Origin of the sequence: Corynebacterium sp. HMSC055A01 (assembly GCF_001809405.1) — a bacterium.
Taxonomy (GTDB): domain Bacteria; phylum Actinomycetota; class Actinomycetes; order Mycobacteriales; family Mycobacteriaceae; genus Corynebacterium; species Corynebacterium hesseae.
In genome coordinates, this window is sequence record NZ_KV797598.1 from 137,865 (window position 1) to 153,469 (window position 15,605).

Annotated in this window: 12 protein-coding genes; 5 read left to right on the forward strand and 7 right to left on the reverse strand. The window is 62.2% G+C overall.

What is annotated here, in order from left to right; genetic code table 11:
* Positions 1-22 precede the first annotated feature (22 nt).
* The gene (locus HMPREF2604_RS13165; protein ID WP_070565782.1) at positions 23-1,156 is read right to left on the reverse strand and encodes an acetoin utilization protein AcuC; all 1,134 of its coding nucleotides are present in this window, start codon (positions 1,154-1,156) and stop codon (positions 23-25) included.
* Positions 1,153-3,792 carry a GNAT family N-acetyltransferase gene (locus HMPREF2604_RS13170; protein ID WP_070565784.1) on the reverse strand — a complete coding sequence of 880 codons (2,640 nt, stop codon included), beginning with the start codon at positions 3,790-3,792 and terminating at the stop codon, positions 1,153-1,155. Before HMPREF2604_RS13170 ends, HMPREF2604_RS13165 begins: the two co-directional genes overlap by 4 nt.
* A gap of 232 nt (positions 3,793-4,024) precedes the next feature.
* On the opposite strand from HMPREF2604_RS13170, the gene HMPREF2604_RS13175 reads away from it, so the two are divergent.
* On the forward strand, positions 4,025-5,539 hold the full coding sequence (locus tag HMPREF2604_RS13175) for a CoA-acylating methylmalonate-semialdehyde dehydrogenase (RefSeq protein ID WP_070529245.1): 1,515 nt from the start codon (positions 4,025-4,027) through the stop codon (positions 5,537-5,539).
* A 12-nt stretch (positions 5,540-5,551) separates the two neighbouring features.
* A complete protein-coding gene (gene mmsB, locus HMPREF2604_RS13180) occupies positions 5,552-6,439 on the forward strand; it encodes a 3-hydroxyisobutyrate dehydrogenase (RefSeq protein WP_070529242.1) in 888 nt (295 codons plus the stop codon).
* 19 nt (positions 6,440-6,458) lie between these two features.
* On the opposite strand, the gene HMPREF2604_RS13185 is transcribed toward mmsB, so the two are convergent.
* On the reverse strand, positions 6,459-7,040 hold the full coding sequence (locus tag HMPREF2604_RS13185; RefSeq protein ID WP_070565786.1) for a TetR/AcrR family transcriptional regulator: 582 nt from the start codon (positions 7,038-7,040) through the stop codon (positions 6,459-6,461).
* Between the two features lie 75 nt (positions 7,041-7,115).
* On the opposite strand from HMPREF2604_RS13185, the gene HMPREF2604_RS13190 reads away from it, so the two are divergent.
* Positions 7,116-8,615, forward strand: a complete 1,500-nt coding sequence (locus tag HMPREF2604_RS13190) for a GntP family permease (protein WP_070563467.1) — start codon at positions 7,116-7,118, stop codon at positions 8,613-8,615.
* On the opposite strand, the gene HMPREF2604_RS13195 is transcribed toward HMPREF2604_RS13190, so the two are convergent.
* The 4 genes from HMPREF2604_RS13195 to pth all read right to left on the reverse strand — a co-directional run bounded on the left by HMPREF2604_RS13195 (position 8,612) and on the right by pth (position 12,933).
* On the reverse strand, positions 8,612-9,622 hold the full coding sequence (locus HMPREF2604_RS13195) for a CaiB/BaiF CoA transferase family protein (RefSeq protein WP_070565788.1): 1,011 nt from the start codon (positions 9,620-9,622) through the stop codon (positions 8,612-8,614). The two genes, HMPREF2604_RS13190 and HMPREF2604_RS13195, sit on opposite strands and share 4 nt — an antisense overlap.
* Positions 9,623-9,697: 75 nt before the next feature.
* A complete protein-coding gene (locus HMPREF2604_RS13200) occupies positions 9,698-11,329 on the reverse strand; it encodes a peptide chain release factor 3 (RefSeq protein WP_070565790.1) in 1,632 nt (543 codons plus the stop codon).
* 24 nt (positions 11,330-11,353) lie between these two features.
* The gene (locus HMPREF2604_RS13205) at positions 11,354-12,211 is read right to left on the reverse strand and encodes an SDR family NAD(P)-dependent oxidoreductase (protein WP_070563471.1); all 858 of its coding nucleotides are present in this window, start codon (positions 12,209-12,211) and stop codon (positions 11,354-11,356) included.
* Positions 12,212-12,252: 41 nt separating this feature from the next.
* The gene (pth, locus tag HMPREF2604_RS13210; RefSeq protein WP_070565792.1) at positions 12,253-12,933 is read right to left on the reverse strand and encodes an aminoacyl-tRNA hydrolase; all 681 of its coding nucleotides are present in this window, start codon (positions 12,931-12,933) and stop codon (positions 12,253-12,255) included.
* 39 nt (positions 12,934-12,972) lie between these two features.
* Here pth and HMPREF2604_RS13215 point away from each other — a divergent pair, with 39 nt between their 5' ends.
* Both HMPREF2604_RS13215 and HMPREF2604_RS13220 read left to right on the forward strand, forming a co-directional pair.
* On the forward strand, positions 12,973-13,956 hold the full coding sequence (locus HMPREF2604_RS13215; RefSeq protein WP_070565794.1) for a nitronate monooxygenase: 984 nt from the start codon (positions 12,973-12,975) through the stop codon (positions 13,954-13,956).
* Between the two features lie 64 nt (positions 13,957-14,020).
* Positions 14,021-15,475 carry a glyceraldehyde-3-phosphate dehydrogenase gene (locus HMPREF2604_RS13220; RefSeq protein WP_070565795.1) on the forward strand — a complete coding sequence of 485 codons (1,455 nt, stop codon included), beginning with the start codon at positions 14,021-14,023 and terminating at the stop codon, positions 15,473-15,475.
* The last annotated feature ends 130 nt before the right edge of the window (positions 15,476-15,605 follow it).

Consider the following 15,605-nt stretch of genomic DNA (forward strand, 5'->3'; position numbering starts at 1 on the left):
CGACGCCCCTCCGATACGGGGCCTAGCCATAAGCCGGCAGGCCCCAATAGGGAAAGACAGCGCGCGTAGTCTGCACCAGCGCTGCGTGCGGCTTTTCAGCCATGACCTTGGTGGGATCGAAGCCCCCAATGGCGGCGCACGCACCCTCATCACCCATGGTGGGCGAGCCCTCCCAGCCGTTCGGCATCCGTTCCGAAGCTGCGAGCTCAACGTCGGCGACTGCGGCCAGCACCTGGGTCCACGCGCGGGCAACGGCGTCGACGTGATATCCGCCGCCGCCAAGCGCGACCCATCGCCCACCTGCAAATTGTTGCGCCCACACCGCCACTGAGCGATAAGCCCGCGCCATCGCGTCGATAGTGAGTTCCAGATCCGCGAGGGGATCAGAGCGGTGCGGGTCCGCACCGTGTTGGGAAATGATGAAGTCGGGGCGGAATTTCTTGAGGAGCGGTGGGACGACCGCGTGGATGACTTGCAGCCACTCCTCGTCACTCACCCCGCGGGGCAGAGCCACGTTAACCGCGGTCCCTTCCGCGCCTTGACCACCAATCTCGTGTGCATAGCCAGTCCCGGGGAAGAGATAGAGTCCCGATTCGTGTACCGAGATGGTGAGCACGTTGGGGTCATCCCAAAAAATCCTTTCGACGCCGTCACCGTGGTGGGCATCCAAGTCCAAGTACACCACGCGTTGGGCGCCATTTGCCTTAAGCCAACGGATGGCAATCGCAGCATCGTTGTACATGCAGAACCCTGACATGGAGTCGGCGAAGGCGTGGTGCAATCCGCCGGAAAGGTTAACGGCGCGCTGCGCACGGCCCTCCCACACAGCGCGCGCGGCCGCTAGGGTGCCACCGGCGATGCGCGCGGCGACCGTCGATAAGCCGTGGCTAATCGGGTTGTCTTCAGTGCCCAAGCCAAAGTGAGCGGAAGGCACCTCGGCGCGGGTGGCGGCGATGTAATCAGGACTGTGAACGAGCTCCAAGTGGGAGGTATTCAACGGGGCGGGACATTCGATGTCGAATTCTTCCAGCACCCCAAAGTGTTTGGCCAGCGACAGTGCTGCGGCGACTCGATCCGGCCCCATCGGATGCCCTGGGCCCAGCGAATAGCGGTGCATCTCCTCGGAGGCAAAAAGAAGAGGCTTCGTCTGGTTCATGACAAGGACCTCGCGAGAGGATCGCGGACATCACCGAGCGGTGCGATGCGCATTCGAGCCCCCACCACAACAGTGTGCGCTACCCCGGCGATGACGGGGGAAAGCTCAATATCGACGAGTGCAGCGATGTCGTCCTTGAGCTGTGCCAGCTGCATCATGACCTCTTCGACACGGTGCAGCTTGGCAGCCTTGGTGCCGCGGTAACCAGCAAGAAGGGGAGAAGCCTTGAGGCAGCTGAGCATGTCGAGTGCATCGGTGCGACGAAGCGGGGGCACGCGCCACTCGACGTCTCCCAAAAGATCCGAGGGTAGACCGGAGAATCCGGCGGAAATCATGGGCCCAACAACGGGATCTTCGATGGCGCGCACAGTGAGAGAGGCGCCGGCTGTGACCATGCGTTGAACAACTGGGATGAGAATGGCCGGATCCTCGCCCAAGTGGAGATCGCGCGTGAGCTGGGTGATGGTGGTCCACGCGCGCACCATGGATTCTTCGTCATGGATGCTGCGCACGACGGTGGGCAGCTCCGAGCGGCCCCGCACCATTTGCGAGCTGCACTTGAGGACGACATCCCAGCCATAATCGCGACCGGCCGCGATTGCTTCGTCGAGGGTGCGCACCGGGGCCCAAGGGACGATCTCTATGCCATAAGCTTTAAGGATTCGCGCGCACTCTTCGTCGGTGGCCCAGCGTCCCGTGGGGGAATCGGTCAGAACCTCCGCGACCACACCGCGCGCTTCTGCAAGGCCCGCGCTGTTGGCGAACTCATCGGAAGGATTGGGGCGGGCTAGGGCGCGGCGGCGTTCATTATCGATGATGGTGGCCAAAGCCTCAATGGCGTCGGCGTAGGTGCCAAAGACGGGAAGCTGGCCGGGTGCCTCTGGGCCCTCGGCGGTGCGGAAATCGGGGATATCAAAACCCACGAAGCTGGCGATGAGCGGGGTATCCGTCGTCGTTGCCGCCAACCGGGACAGATTTACGTAGGCCTCCTTGAGGATGAACTCACCAACTTCCACGACGGCGCACAGCACCGCGTCGATACCCGGATCCTCTAGGGCGCGCCGGGCCTGCTCCGTGATGGCGGGGGCGGGGTCGTCGACGACGGTGGTGGCGTGCGGGCGCAGCCCGAAGCGCCAGGCAGCCTGTTCCATCTGCGCGGTGAGGCCGGAGGAATTCGACATCACCGCGATGCGGCGGCCCTGCGGAACGGGTTGGCGCGCGAGGAGCTGAGCGATGTCGAGCATGGCATCGCGGCGGGTGACCACCATTGCCCCGGTGCAGCGAATGATCTCGTCGAGCGCAGCCGGGCTCGCTGCCGATAGTCCCTCCACCGCGTAGTGGCGGGCCGACTTCAGAGCCCGGGAGGGCAAGAAAACGACGACGTGCTTGTCCAGCGCTAGGCGGCGCAGCACCCGGAAAAATTTGCGCGGGTTACCAATCGAGTCGAGGGAGAGCAAACAAATTCGTGTGTTCTCATCTTGGCTCCAGAATTGCATGACGTCATTGCCTGTGACGTCAGCGAAGGAACCGGCGGCAATGAAATTGCTTAGGCCGCATCCGAGCTGCAGTGCATGAGACAGAGCTAGCGTCGCCACACCCGCCGACTGAGTAAACAAGCCCACCTGTCCCGCACGTGGCATGGGAGCGGGGCTTGCGTTGAGGCGAACAGCCGTGTCTGTGTTGATAAGGCCTAGCGCAGCTGGGCCAAGGGCTCGCAGGCCGTAGTCCCTAGCCGCGAGCACGATGTCGCGAGCCTGGTCGGGGGAGAGGTTGGGATTTTGGCTGCGGGAGATGAGGACTACTCCTTTGGCACCGGCAGCGGCAGCAGCCTGCATAGCTTCCGCGCCGCCGTGGCCTTGGAACTCGATGACGACGAGATCCACCGGCTCATCGAGGGTGTTGAGCTCCTCCACGCCGTGAAGGTGGCGTAATGTACCGGCGAAGTTGGCGCTAGCTAGCTGCTTGCTGGACAGCGTTCCGACTACCGCCACGGAGCGTGGGTTGAGCAAACGGTGGATCGAGTTCGCTTCTGCACGCAGCTCGCGGCGCTCCATGACATCGCGGGAGTTCTCATTCGGCGCTATTCGGAAATCCACCCGGATGAAACCGTCCTCGAGTTCCGGCTTCGCGGAATACCCTGCGCGTACGAAAACCTGCACCATCCTGCGGTTCTGCGTCAGCATCTCCGCGAAGAAGCGCTCCACTTTTCCTTCGCGTCCAATTTCTGCGAGGTGCTCGAGCAGGATATTAGCCACGCCTTTTCCGTGGTGGGAATCTTGGACAAGGAAGGAGACATCGCCCACCCGCGAGGGTAGGAACTGCTCGACAATGGAGTATCCGGCAACGGCCACGATGTTGCCGCGTTCCACCATGACGAGGGTGACTTTGTCATAGCCATCCGTGTGGAGCCAGCGGTCTAGGTCATCGTCGGTTAGCGCGGGGTGCGTGCCGAAGAAGCGCAAGTACTTTGATTGATCCGAGACGCGGTCGTAGAAGGCGCGGATGGCGTCGCGGTCGGCGGGTGTGATAGGGCGCAGCGTGGCGATGTCGCCGTCGTTGAGGATGACATCGGCTTCCCAATTCTGCGGCTCGGGGCCGGTGTGCGCGGTAGCCGTGGGCTGCTCCATGTGGTCCATGCCATCACCTTAGCCAACGCTACGTTGAGCTCAGGACAGGTGAACGGCATTCACCCCACAGGGCCTTGGGGAGGGTATTCACAAAAGCGCTGGACATTACGTGTATGGCAAATCACTGCAGGGGGTGAATCGTGTTCTGTATCTCAATTTCTATGGCGGGAGGTTGTTGTCCAACGTTAGTGTGTGACCCAAGCCATACAGGGAGCCGGAGGTTCCAGGAAGGAGACGCGCCATGCGCACTGTGTATCACTACGTCAACGGAGAAACGTTTGAAGGGACATCGGGCAATACCCAGCCTGTGCTGAATCCTTCGACCGGCAAGGAGCAGGCCGCGGTGGCCTTGGCGAACAAGGCCGACGTGGACAGCGTCATTGCGGAATCCGCTAAGGCCCAGCCGGGTTGGGCGGCGCTGAACCCGCAGAAGCGCATCCGCATCATCATGGAGTGGATCCGCCTCATCCATGCCAACATGGATGAGCTGGCCACCCAGCTCTCCCTCGAACACGGCAAGACTTTCCCGGATGCCAAGGGCGATGTGCTGCGCGGCGTCGACGTTCTGGAGTTTGCCCTCGGTGCGCCGCACCAGCTCAAGGGCGAGTACTCCTCGGAGGTCGGCACCGGCATCGATACCTACTCGCTGCGCCAGCCGCTCGGCGTGGTAGCGGGAATCACTCCATTCAATTTTCCGGCCATGATTCCGTTGTGGAAGGCCGGCCCGGCCCTGGCGGCGGGCAATGCCTTCGTGCTCAAGCCCTCCGAGCGCGACCCCTCCGTGCCGGTTCGCCTGGCGGAGCTCTTCATTGAGGCCGGCGGCCCCGCCGGTGTTCTCAACGTTGTGCACGGCGGCAAGGAGGCCGTCGATGCCATCCTCGATTCCGAGACGATTAAGGCCGTGGGCTTCGTTGGTTCCACGCCGATTGCGCAGTACATCTACGAGCGCTGCGCGGCCACGGGCAAGCGCGCCCAGTGCTTCGGTGGCGCAAAGAACCACGCCATTGTGCTTCCCGACGCCGACATCGACGCCACCGCCGACGCCATCGTGGGCGCTGCCTTCGGCTCCGCCGGTGAGCGCTGTATGGCACTGTCCGTCGTGGTTCCGGTGGGGCAGGAGACGGCAGACCGCCTGCGCGATGCCATCCTGGCAAAGATTCCGGAGCTCAAGGTGGGCCACTGCCTCGACCCAGAGGCCGACTATGGCCCATTGGTCACCGCGGAGGCGCGCGACCGTGTCCACCGACTCATCGCCGAGGGCGTGGAAGCAGGCGCAACATTGCTTACCGACGGCCGCGACTTGGACATGTCCGACAAGACCTTCAACGAGGATTCCCTTGCTGATGGCTTCTACTCCGGTCCGAGCTTCTTCGACAACGTCACCGCAGACATGTCTATCTACAGCGAGGAGATCTTCGGCCCCGTGCTGGTCATGGTCCGTGCCGAAACTCTGGAAGAGGCCGTTTCTTACCCGAATGACCATATGTACGGCAACGGCGTCGCCATCTTCACCCAGAACGGTGGCGCGGCCCGCGACTTCTGCAAGAACGTCCAGGTCGGCATGGTGGGCGTCAACGTCCCGATTCCGGTGCCGATTGCCTACCACACCTTTGGTGGCTGGAAGGCCTCTGGTTTCGGCGACCTCAACCAGCACGGTCCGGATTCCTTCCGCTTCTACACCAAGACTAAGACCGTCACCTCGCGCTGGCCTAGTGATGACTCCGCAGGTCCCCAGTTCACCATGCCGGTCATGTAAGGAGAGAACACAATGACGACTATCGCTTTCATCGGATTGGGAAATATGGGCGGCCCCATGGCCGCCAACCTGGCGAAGGCTGGGCATGAGGTTCGCGGCTTCGACGTCGTGGAAGAAGCCCGAGACCGTGCCGCCGAGCAAGGGATCACCATCATCGAAACTGCGGAAGAAGCCGCGCAGGGCGCCGAGGTAGTGTTTACCAGCTTGCCCAACGGTGGGCTGGTCAAGCAGGTGCTCGAATCGGTCCTCGCAGCAAACGAGGACGCGAAGACCTACGTTGATGTCTCCACAATCGCGGTCGCGGAAGCCCGCGAGCTCGCGGACACCGTGAGCAAGGCAGGCTCCGCCTTCCTTGATGCACCGGTCTCCGGGGGCATCGCCGGTGCCGCCGCGGGAACGCTTGCCTTCATGGTCGGCGGCACAGCCGAAGACTTTGGGAAGGTCAAGCCGCTGCTCGACATCATGGGCAAGTCCGTCACCCACTGCGGTGACATCGGCAACGGCCAAGCAGTCAAGGCATGCAACAACATGATCCTCGCGGTCCAGCAAATTGTGTTGGCTGAAGCCCTCGTCCTCGGCGAGCGCTTGGGCCTAGATCACCAAGCCTTCTACGACGTCGTTTCCAACGCCACCGGAAACTCGTGGTCGCTGTCCGTCAACGCCCCCGTCCCGGATATCGTGCCGAGCTCGCCGGCCAACAATGACTTTAAACCCGGCTTCGCCTCTGCCCTCATGCTTAAGGATCTCAAGCTGGCCATGGCCGCGGCGGAAGACACCAAGACCGACACCGTCCTGGGCCGGATTGCGGAGGAGCAGTACGCCTCCTTCGTGGATGAAGGCCATGGCGGACTTGATTTCTCCGCCATCATCTCCGAGGTCCGTTCCAAGGGCGAATCCTAAGATTAGAAACGCCTGAAAACTAGGGTGTTTGGTCCCCGTCGAGGATGCCCTGCAGCAGCGGGGCATAGTACTCGATGAGTTCTTCGGTTGAGAAGGCCGCGAACTCGGTATCACCGAAGCGCCGCATGAAGGACAAGCCCATGAGCAGGGCCAGCGCGGATTGGGCTCGCAGCTCTGGCGAAGGTGTTTGGCGTCCGGATTCCTCACGAATCCGGGAGGCCAAGACCTCCAGCAAGTCGGATTTAATTCTCTTACCAATAGCTCCGAGCGTCTGATAGTCCCCGCTCGCGACCGAAATCGTACGGGCCATGGAGTATGGGGCGTTATGCGGCGCGGTGAGGGTCTCCACCACCGCGGTGCGGCCTAGCTCGCTGAAAGGGCCGGCAAAGAGCGCCGCCGAGGAAGCGGTGAAATCCACCGTGGCCTCAAAAAGCCCTTCCTTGTTGTGGAAGTGCTTCACGATCAGCGCGACGGACACTTCCGCTTTTTCGGCGATGTCCTTCATCGACACCTGGGAGAAGGACCGCTCACTGAAAAGCTCGCGTGAGCACTCGAGAATCCTCTCCCGCGTCGAGGCTGCTTTCTCTTCCATAGGGGACATGGTACCGGCGCCGCATGCGCAGGAAGGGCGATTCGTCCTCTTGCCTCAGATGACCAAGACTGTGAGGTAGAAACAATGGTTATCTCATTCATCGGGGTGATTCTCTCCCTGATTTTCCTCGTCGTGATGGCCTATCGCGGGCACTCCGTGGTGGTCGTCGCTCCCTTCGCGGCGCTGATCGCGGTGCTCTTTTCCGGCGAGCCTATCCTGGCCACCTATACCCAGATCTTTATGCCGGCAGCCGGAAACTTCGTGACCAAGTATTTCCCGCTCTTCCTCTTCGGGGCAATCTTTGGGTACCTGATGACATCCACGGGGCTGGCCCGTTACCTAGCGCGCGGAATTACCGCGCTATTCGGGCCTAAGCGAGCGATGTTCTCGACGGTCGTCGCCACCGCATTGCTTACCTACGGCGGTGTGTCCGCGTGGGTTGTGGCTTTCACCATCGTGCCCATCGCGACCGCTCTGTTTAAGGAGTCTGGGATCCCCAAACGGCTCATGCCTGGTGCGATTGCCTTGGGAACCATCACCTTCGCGCTGGCCGGGCTTCCCGGTTCGCCGCAGATCCACAATGCCATTCCCACCAGTTACTTCGGAACCAACGTCTATGCGGCGCCGCTCTTCGGCCTCATTTCTTCCGCCCTCATGCTGGCGGCGGGAACCGCCTGGCTCGAATACCGCGTGCGAACCCTCCGCGCGAAAGGTGAGACGTTTGAGCCGCTCGATGCCGACGGGAAGGTCATCGAAACACCCGAGGGAATCGGCGACAGCGGGGAAGAAGCAAGTGTAGAAATCGGTGGTGAATCCTTCGACACCAACTCCGGTGGCCGGGTAGCCACCCACGCCAGGGCTGAAACCGAGCCTTCTGTCCAGGTGCAGGGTTTGCTGGGTCTGGTGCCCATCGCCGTTGTCATCGCGGTCAACTTCGCCATGGTCTACGGGGTGTCGAAAGTGCTGGACACCTCCTACTTAGCCGAAGAGAAATACGGTGAGACCAACCTCGATGCGCTGTTGGGCATCTGGTCACCGACGGTCGCTTTGGCCTGCGCGGTGTTCGTCATCGTGGCGATGTTCCCCAAGCGCGCCGCCGAGTCCATTAAGGAATTCTCCGATGGCGCCAAGAACGCAATCCTTCCGTGCCTCACCACCGCCTCGGAGGTTGGCTATGGCGCGGTGATTGCCGCACTGGCTGTCTTTAGCGTGGTCAAAAGCAACATGATGGGAATCTCCGATAACGCCTTGGTGGTTTCCACAGTGTCCACCGCCGTCATCTCCGGCATCACCGGCTCCTCCTCAGGTGGTCTGTCTATCACGATGCAGACCTTGGGAGACCAGCTGGCGCAGCTGGCCACAGAGCAAGGAATCAGCCTTGAGCTGATGCACCGCGTGACCGCGATGGCCTCGGTATCTTTCGATTCCATGCCGCACAACGGCGCGGTGCTTACCATGCTGATTGTCTGCAGCATGACGCACCGACTGTCCTATAAGGATGTTGCCGTGGTGACCATCATCATTCCGCTGGCAACGCTGGCGTTGATGCTCGGCGTCAACGCGCTCATCCCCGGCCTGAGCTAGAGAAAGCGCGGGGCCGCGCTAGGCTCCGTGTGGCCCGCGCTTTCCACATAGGTTTCTCGCGCGGCAAGGTGCGGGTGCGCCAGAACGTCCTCGGGGGAGACGACCTCCGTGACGCAGGCGTCGCTGCCGCGGAAGATATCGATCCATTCCGCTTGTGTCTTTTCCGCGAAGCGCTGCGCGATGATCTCCTTCATGGTTGGCCAGGCGTCGCGGTCATTTTGTTCGTAGCCACTTAGTTCCTGTTCAAGCCCAAGGCCTTCCACCATGAGCGCATAAAACTGTGGCTCGATGGCACCGGCGGCCATCCACTTTTCATCAGCTGTGCGGTAGACGCTATAAAATGGTGCACCTCCGTCTAGAAGGTTTGTCCCGCGTTCCTGCCATTGGCCTTTGGCACGGAAGGCATGCAGCATGGCGGTGAGGTTGGCCGCGCCGTCGACAATAGCGGCATCCACCACGCAACCACGGCCGGTGTTCTTCGCCTGCAGGACGCCCGCGAGAAGTCCTGTTACCAAATACATCGAGCCGCCGCCGAAGTCCCCGAGGAAGTTGACCGGCGGAACGGGTGCTCCGTCGCTGCCTGCGATGGGGTGCAGCGCACCTGAGACCGCGATGTAGTTGATGTCGTGGCCGGCGGTGTGGGCCAGCGGGCCGGATTGGCCCCAGCCGGTGATGCGCCCGTAGACCAGCGCCGGGTTGATCGCCTGCGCCTCCTTAGGGCCTAGACCAAGGCGCTCAGCCACGCCGGGGCGGAATCCTTCGATGAGGATGTTCGTTGTGGTCAAGGTTTCGCGCAGCTTGTCGACGTCCACCGGGTCCTTAAGGTCCGCCTCCAGAACCTCTTGCCCGCGGTAGAGGATGCTGTGCGGGACCACGGCGGGAGGATTACCTGGGCGGACCACGCGGGTAACACTAGCGCCCATGTCCGCAAGCATCATCGCAGCGAAGGGACCGGGGCCGATGCCTCCGAGGAAAAGGACTGAAATGCCGGTGAGGGGAGAGCTCATGGTGACCTACCTAAAGGTGTACGGATTTCTATATAATCGTACCGTGAGGTGGGTCACCCGACAAGGGCGTGAAAACTAATCCGCCACAAGTGTTTCGATGGTGAGCTCCGGGTGCTCCTTCTCAATGAAGGCCAGCTTCCACTTATCACCAAAGAGCGCGATGAGCTCGCCGTCGCTGCGGGTAAAGATTTCTACGCCGCGCTGGCGGCCCAGTTCGGGCGCGGATTCGGCGTCGGTACGGCGGGCCACCGAGTAGGGGATGGACTCGGTGATGGTCTCCACGTTGTACTCGACCTCCATGCGAGCCTGCATGACCTCGAACTGCATGGGGCCCACCGCAGCCATGACCGGGGCGGCATCGCCACGCGTATCGTTGCGCAGAATCTGGACCACGCCTTCCGCAGCCAGTTGGTCCAAGCCCTTGCGGAATGCTTTGTAGTCACCCAAAGACTTCGCGCGCAGGATGCGGAATGCCTCCGGCGCGAACTGCGGCATGGGCTTGAACTGCACCTTCTTGCCCGTGTAAATCGTGTCACCAGGTGCCAAGGAACCGGCATTGACCAAGCCCACGATGTCACCCGGGTAAGCCGTATCCACGGTGTCACGCGTGCGGCCGAAGACCGTCAGAGCGTACTTAGTGGAGAAGCTGCGCCCAGACTGCGCATGGTTGACCTGCATGCCGCGCTCAAACTCGCCGGAGACCACGCGCATGAAGGCCAAGTTATCGCGGTGCTTGCGGTCCATGCCCGCCTGCACCTTGAAGATGACGCCCGCGAAGTCATCGGTGACCTCACGTACCTTGTCGATGGCGGAGGTAGCGGCCTCGATGGCCTGGGGATCTGACTCGCGCGAGCGCGGAGCCGGGGCGATGGCGCACAGCGTATCCAGGATCTGGTGCACGCCGAAGTTCAGCATCGCGGAGGCGAAGATGAGCGGGGAAGTCACGCACTGCTCGAAGAGCTCCTGGTCGTGCAGAGCGCCATCGGCTGCCAGCAGCTCTGCTTCCTCCACGGCCGTCTCCCAGGCATCCTCTTCCTTCGCGGCTGCATCCTCAGGTGCGTAGTGCTCCTCAGGGGCGATAGTGGAACCACCTGCGGTGCGCAGGAAGTGCACGTACTCGTCGGCCTCGCCGTCATCGTTGATGTGGGCCAAGCCGCGGAAGTCACCGGCGATACCCACCGGCCAGTACAGCGGGGTGGGCTGTAGCTGGATTTCGTTCACGATTTCATCGACAAGCTCCAGCGGTTCCCGTCCCACGCGGTCCCACTTGTTGATCACCGTAATGATCGGCAGGCCGCGGGCCTTACACACGCGGAAGAGCTTGAGGGTCTGCGGCTCGAGGCCCTTGGCGGCGTCGATAAGCATGACGGCAGCATCCACCGCCGTGAGCACGCGGTAGGTATCCTCCGAGAAGTCCGCGTGGCCCGGGGTATCCACCAGATTGATCATGTAGGGCTCACTCTCGTGGCCCTCTGGGGCGTATTCGAACTGCAGCGCGGAGGAGGCCACGGAAATGCCGCGTTCCTTCTCCATCTCCATCCAGTCAGAGACCGTGGACTTGCGGTTGCCCTTGCCGTGCACCGCGCCAGCTTCGTTGATGACGTGCGCGTGAAGTGCCAGCGCCTCCGTCAGCGTGGACTTACCAGCATCCGGGTGGGCGATGACGGCGAATGTGCGGCGGCGGGAAGCTTCGGAGGCAATACTCATGCGGGCTAGTTTAGCCGCTGGCTGTTACCACTCCACATTGAGCTGGCGGCCCAAATCATCGAAGACGCGCCGCGCCACCGAGAGCTTCTTCGCAATCGGCCTCTGCAGGCCTGGCTTGCGCTTGTTGTTGTAGTACTCGCCGGAATTGAAATGGATGCCCGGAGTGCCGCTGAGGAAATAAGCAAGGTTCTCGCCGCCCTTGTCCGCCTTGCCCAAGAAATGCTTGGCTGCAGTGGTCGAATACAGCTTGCTCGTCCTACTCGTTGAGTTCTGCCCGAAGCCAGTATTCAACACGCCCGGGTGGAAGGCCACGGAGGTCAGACCATGTGAGTCGAGGTAGCGGGTCAGAAGAATATCGCCCAACTTGGCGTTGCCGTAAGCGCGCTCCGCGGTGAATTTTTCAAAGGTATTTGGGTCACCGGGGTCGAAAGCGGAATACAGGACGTTGGCCAACGAGGCGGTCTGCACCACGGTGGCATCGCTGGCCCGCAGGGTATCGCGCAATAAAGAGGTCAGAAGAAAAGGCGCCACAACGTTGATCTGCCACGTGCGCTCGAAGCCATCGGCGGTGGCGAAGGGGCCGTCGAACATGCCGCCGGCGTTATTGCCCAAGGCATCGATCTGCGGGTACTGGCTCAGCTCTTCCGCGAGGCGGCGAACCTGGCCCAAAGACTCGTAGTTGGCCACGTGAAAGGCCGCACCAATTTCTTCGGCTACGGCCTGCGTCTTTTCCGGATTCCGGCCCACGAGCACGAGCGAATCCTGCGGGCGGCGCTGGTGAAGAATGCGGGCAGCGGCCGCGCCCACCCCGCTCGAAGCACCGGTAATGACAATTGTTCGAGGGTCATGATTAGAAGGCAGGTTCTTGCTCGCGCGGCTCATACTTGGACAGTGTAGGGCGTTGAGCGCGGCCGCGCCGGGGTTTATTTAGCCCGGGAATGGATTTCCTGTTGGGCCTTACTGAGTCCCTCTGTCACGATGAGGCGGGCGGCCTCAGCAGCGGTGGCGATGGTGGAATCGAGGGCAGCGCTGGCGTCGACAGGCGCGAGCACCCAGTCCGGAATGGAACCACCCTTGGACGGGCGCCCGATGCCCACACGCACGCGCAGATAATCGCGCGTGCCCAGGCGCTCGCTCAGCGACTTCAAGCCGTTATGGCCATTCTCGTTGCCGCCCTTCTTAATGCGCACCTTGCCGGCGGGTAGGTCGAGCTCGTCGTGGATGACGATGATGTTTTCTGCCGCAACCCCCAGCTGCGTGGCCAAGGGTGCGATGGGATCGCCGGAGAGATTCATGTAGGTGTGTGAACGCAAAACCACGACCTTCGTGCCCCCGAGCTCGAGCTGTGCGGCGCTGAGCTGGTGACCGGTAACAGGCTCAAGCATGTCGCCGGAATCCGCGAGGAGGTCATCCACCGCCATGTATCCTACGTTGTGACGGGTAGCTGCGTATTTCGCGCCGGGATTGCCCAATCCCACGATGAGCCACTCGGCGCTAAGATCCGCTGGGTTTAGTCTGGGGGCGGCGGCCTTCTTTGCCTTCTTATTCGGCGCTTCATCGGCGCGGCTAAAGAGGCGGGTGAAAAAGTCACGGATGGCGGACACAACAACTCCCTTGATGGTTTTTCTTTAGGCTGGGGGACCATGAGTCAACTTCTTGAGGCTATCACCTGTCCCGTCCTACCTGCCCCGATGGCCGGTGGGCCCACCACGCCTGAACTGGTTGCCGCCGCTGAGGCCGCCGGTTCCTTTGGCGCGCTGGGTCTGGGGAGCTCTTCGGTCGACGCCGCGCGGGAGGCCATCGCTGCGTGCGCCGGCACGCGCTTCGGCGTCAACCTCTTTTATCCGCAGAGGGAGCTGACAGAATCGGAGCTCGCGGCTGCACGGTCTCTTGCCGCAGAAGAGGACGCCGTGCTTGGCGACGTCCCCCTGGACTTCGGTTGGCAGGACAAGCTCGACGCCGCGCTGGATGGTGGGGCAGCGGTGCTGTGGTCGATGTTCGGGGTGTTTGAGGAGGCGGACGTAGCGCGCATCCACGCCGCTGGGGCTGAGGCGTGGACCACGGTCACCACCCCGGAGGAGGCGCAGTCCGCGGCCGCGCGCGGCGTCGATGTGTTGTGCGTGCAGGGGCCTGAAGCCGGGGGACACCGCGGAGTGTGGGACCCGAGTGCGGAACCCGACCAGCGCCCGCTTAAAGAACTTGTTGCGGCGGTGCATCAAGTCACGGATCTCCCGCTCATTGCCGCGGGTGGGCTGCGAACTAGGGAGGATGTCGCCGAGGCCTTGGCGTGGCCGGGGGTAGAGGCAGTCAGTTGCGGCTCTGCTTTCTTGCTGTCCGATGAAGCCGGAACGAGTGAGCACAACCGTGGCCTTCTGCGCCGCGGCGGCCGGACGGTGTCGACCCGCGCATTCTCCGGGCGCTACGCCCGTGGGCTGGAGACCGCCTACACACGGGCACACCCGGACCTGCCTTTGGTCTACCCCTATCTCAACGCGTTGCTGAAACCGCGTCGTGCGCAGCTCGACGCCGACGTGGACTATTGCCTCGTGGGCGTCGACGTGGAGAAAATCGGCGGGGGTAGTGTGGCGGAGATCCTCGCGCAACTACACCCAAACGGGCATGAATAGGGGTTAAGATTTACGAATGGACATAGTTTTACACCCTTTTTGACGAGTAAAGGATACAAAGTACGTGACTTCGAACGCGCACATTGGGCACGAGGATTGGAACGAGCGCCTGGAGCTGGCCCAAGAGATGATCCCGCTCATCCACCAGCTGCACCGCAATAACAACGTTGTCACCTCTATCTACGGCCGCCTGCTCATCGGTGTGACCGATATCGACATCATCAAGGCGCACCGCTACGCCCGCCGCATCGCTGAGCGTGAGCTTTCCACCGCAGAGACCCTGCCCATCCTCAAGGAACTGTGCTCGATGAACCTGGGCACCGCTTCCATCGACTTGGGTCGCCTGGCCACTGGCTTCCAGGAGTCCGGCTCCGATAACCTGCGCAACTACCTCGAGGAGACCCTCGTGGATCTCGTCGGCGCTGGCGTGGACAAGGAATCCACCGACGTCGTGCTTTATGGCTTCGGCCGCATCGGCCGCCTGCTGGCCCGCATTCTGATTGCCCGTGAGGCTGCCTATGGTGGCGTGCGCCTGCGCGCCATCGTCGTTCGCAAGAAGGGGGACATTGACATCTTCAAGCGCGCCTCCCTCCTGCGCCGTGACTCTGTCCACGGTGCTTTCAACGGCACCATTGCCGTCGACGAGGAGAACGAGGTCATCTGGGCCAACGGCACCAAGATCCAGATGATTTACGCCAACAACCCCGCGGAGATCGACTACACCCAGTACGGCATCGATAACGCCATCGTTGTGGACAACACTGGTGTCTGGCGCGACCGCGAGGGCCTGTCCCAGCACCTGCAGTCCAAGGGTGTGGCTCGCGTGCTGCTCACCGCACCGGGTAAGGGCGACCTGAAGAACATCGTCTACGGCATCAACCACGGCGATATCGAGGACTCCGACCAGATCCTCTCCGCCGCATCCTGCACCACCAACGGCATCACCCCGGTGCTCAAGGTCATCAACGACCGCTACGGCGTGGTACACGGCCACGTGGAGACCGCACACTCCTTCACCAATGACCAGAACCTCATCGATAACTTCCACAAGGGGGACCGCCGCGGCCGCGCAGCCGGCCTGAACATGGTGCTCACGGAAACCGGTGCAGCCAAGGCCGTGTCCAAGGCTCTGCCGGAGTTTGAGGGCAAGCTCACCGGCAACGCCATCCGCGTTCCCACCCCGGACGTGTCCATGGCTGTGCTCAACCTCGAGCTGGAGAAGGAAGCTGACCGCGACGAGGTCAACGACTTCCTGCGCAACGTCTCCCTGCACTCCGACCTGCGCCAGCAGATCTCTTACATCGCCTCCCCGGAGGTTGTGTCCTCCGACTTCGTGGGCTCCACCCACGCTGGTGTGGTCGATGGCCTCGCCACCATCTCCTCCGGCAAGCACCTCGTGCTCTACGTGTGGTACGACAACGAGTTCGGTTACTCCAACCAGGTCATCCGCATCGTCGAGGAAATCGCCGGCGCTCGCCCGGTGGTGTACCCGAAGCGCGTTGACGTCTCTGAGCTCTAATCTAAGAGCTAGGAAACCTAACACCGCCCTCGCTGCATGGCGTGGGCGGTGTTTCGCTGTTTTAGGCTCCTGCTCGGTCTGCGACCTAGCTTTGCCAGGATGCTTCAAACGCGCAACTGCCCGATCTGCC

What these genes read in the sequence shown, in the direction of transcription:
- HMPREF2604_RS13165 (WP_070565782.1), bottom strand. Translation starts at nt 1,156, where the DNA reads ATGAACCAGACGAAGCCTCTTCTTTTTGCCTCCGAGGAGATGCACCGC.
- HMPREF2604_RS13170 (WP_070565784.1), bottom strand. Translation starts at nt 3,792, where the DNA reads ATGGACCACATGGAGCAGCCCACGGCTACCGCGCACACCGGCCCCGAG.
- HMPREF2604_RS13175 (WP_070529245.1), top strand. Translation starts at nt 4,025, where the DNA reads ATGCGCACTGTGTATCACTACGTCAACGGAGAAACGTTTGAAGGGACA.
- mmsB (WP_070529242.1), top strand. Translation starts at nt 5,552, where the DNA reads ATGACGACTATCGCTTTCATCGGATTGGGAAATATGGGCGGCCCCATG.
- HMPREF2604_RS13185 (WP_070565786.1), bottom strand. Translation starts at nt 7,040, where the DNA reads ATGTCCCCTATGGAAGAGAAAGCAGCCTCGACGCGGGAGAGGATTCTC.
- HMPREF2604_RS13190 (WP_070563467.1), top strand. Translation starts at nt 7,116, where the DNA reads ATGGTTATCTCATTCATCGGGGTGATTCTCTCCCTGATTTTCCTCGTC.
- HMPREF2604_RS13195 (WP_070565788.1), bottom strand. Translation starts at nt 9,622, where the DNA reads ATGAGCTCTCCCCTCACCGGCATTTCAGTCCTTTTCCTCGGAGGCATC.
- HMPREF2604_RS13200 (WP_070565790.1), bottom strand. Translation starts at nt 11,329, where the DNA reads ATGAGTATTGCCTCCGAAGCTTCCCGCCGCCGCACATTCGCCGTCATC.
- HMPREF2604_RS13205 (WP_070563471.1), bottom strand. Translation starts at nt 12,211, where the DNA reads ATGAGCCGCGCGAGCAAGAACCTGCCTTCTAATCATGACCCTCGAACA.
- HMPREF2604_RS13215 (WP_070565794.1), top strand. Translation starts at nt 12,973, where the DNA reads ATGAGTCAACTTCTTGAGGCTATCACCTGTCCCGTCCTACCTGCCCCG.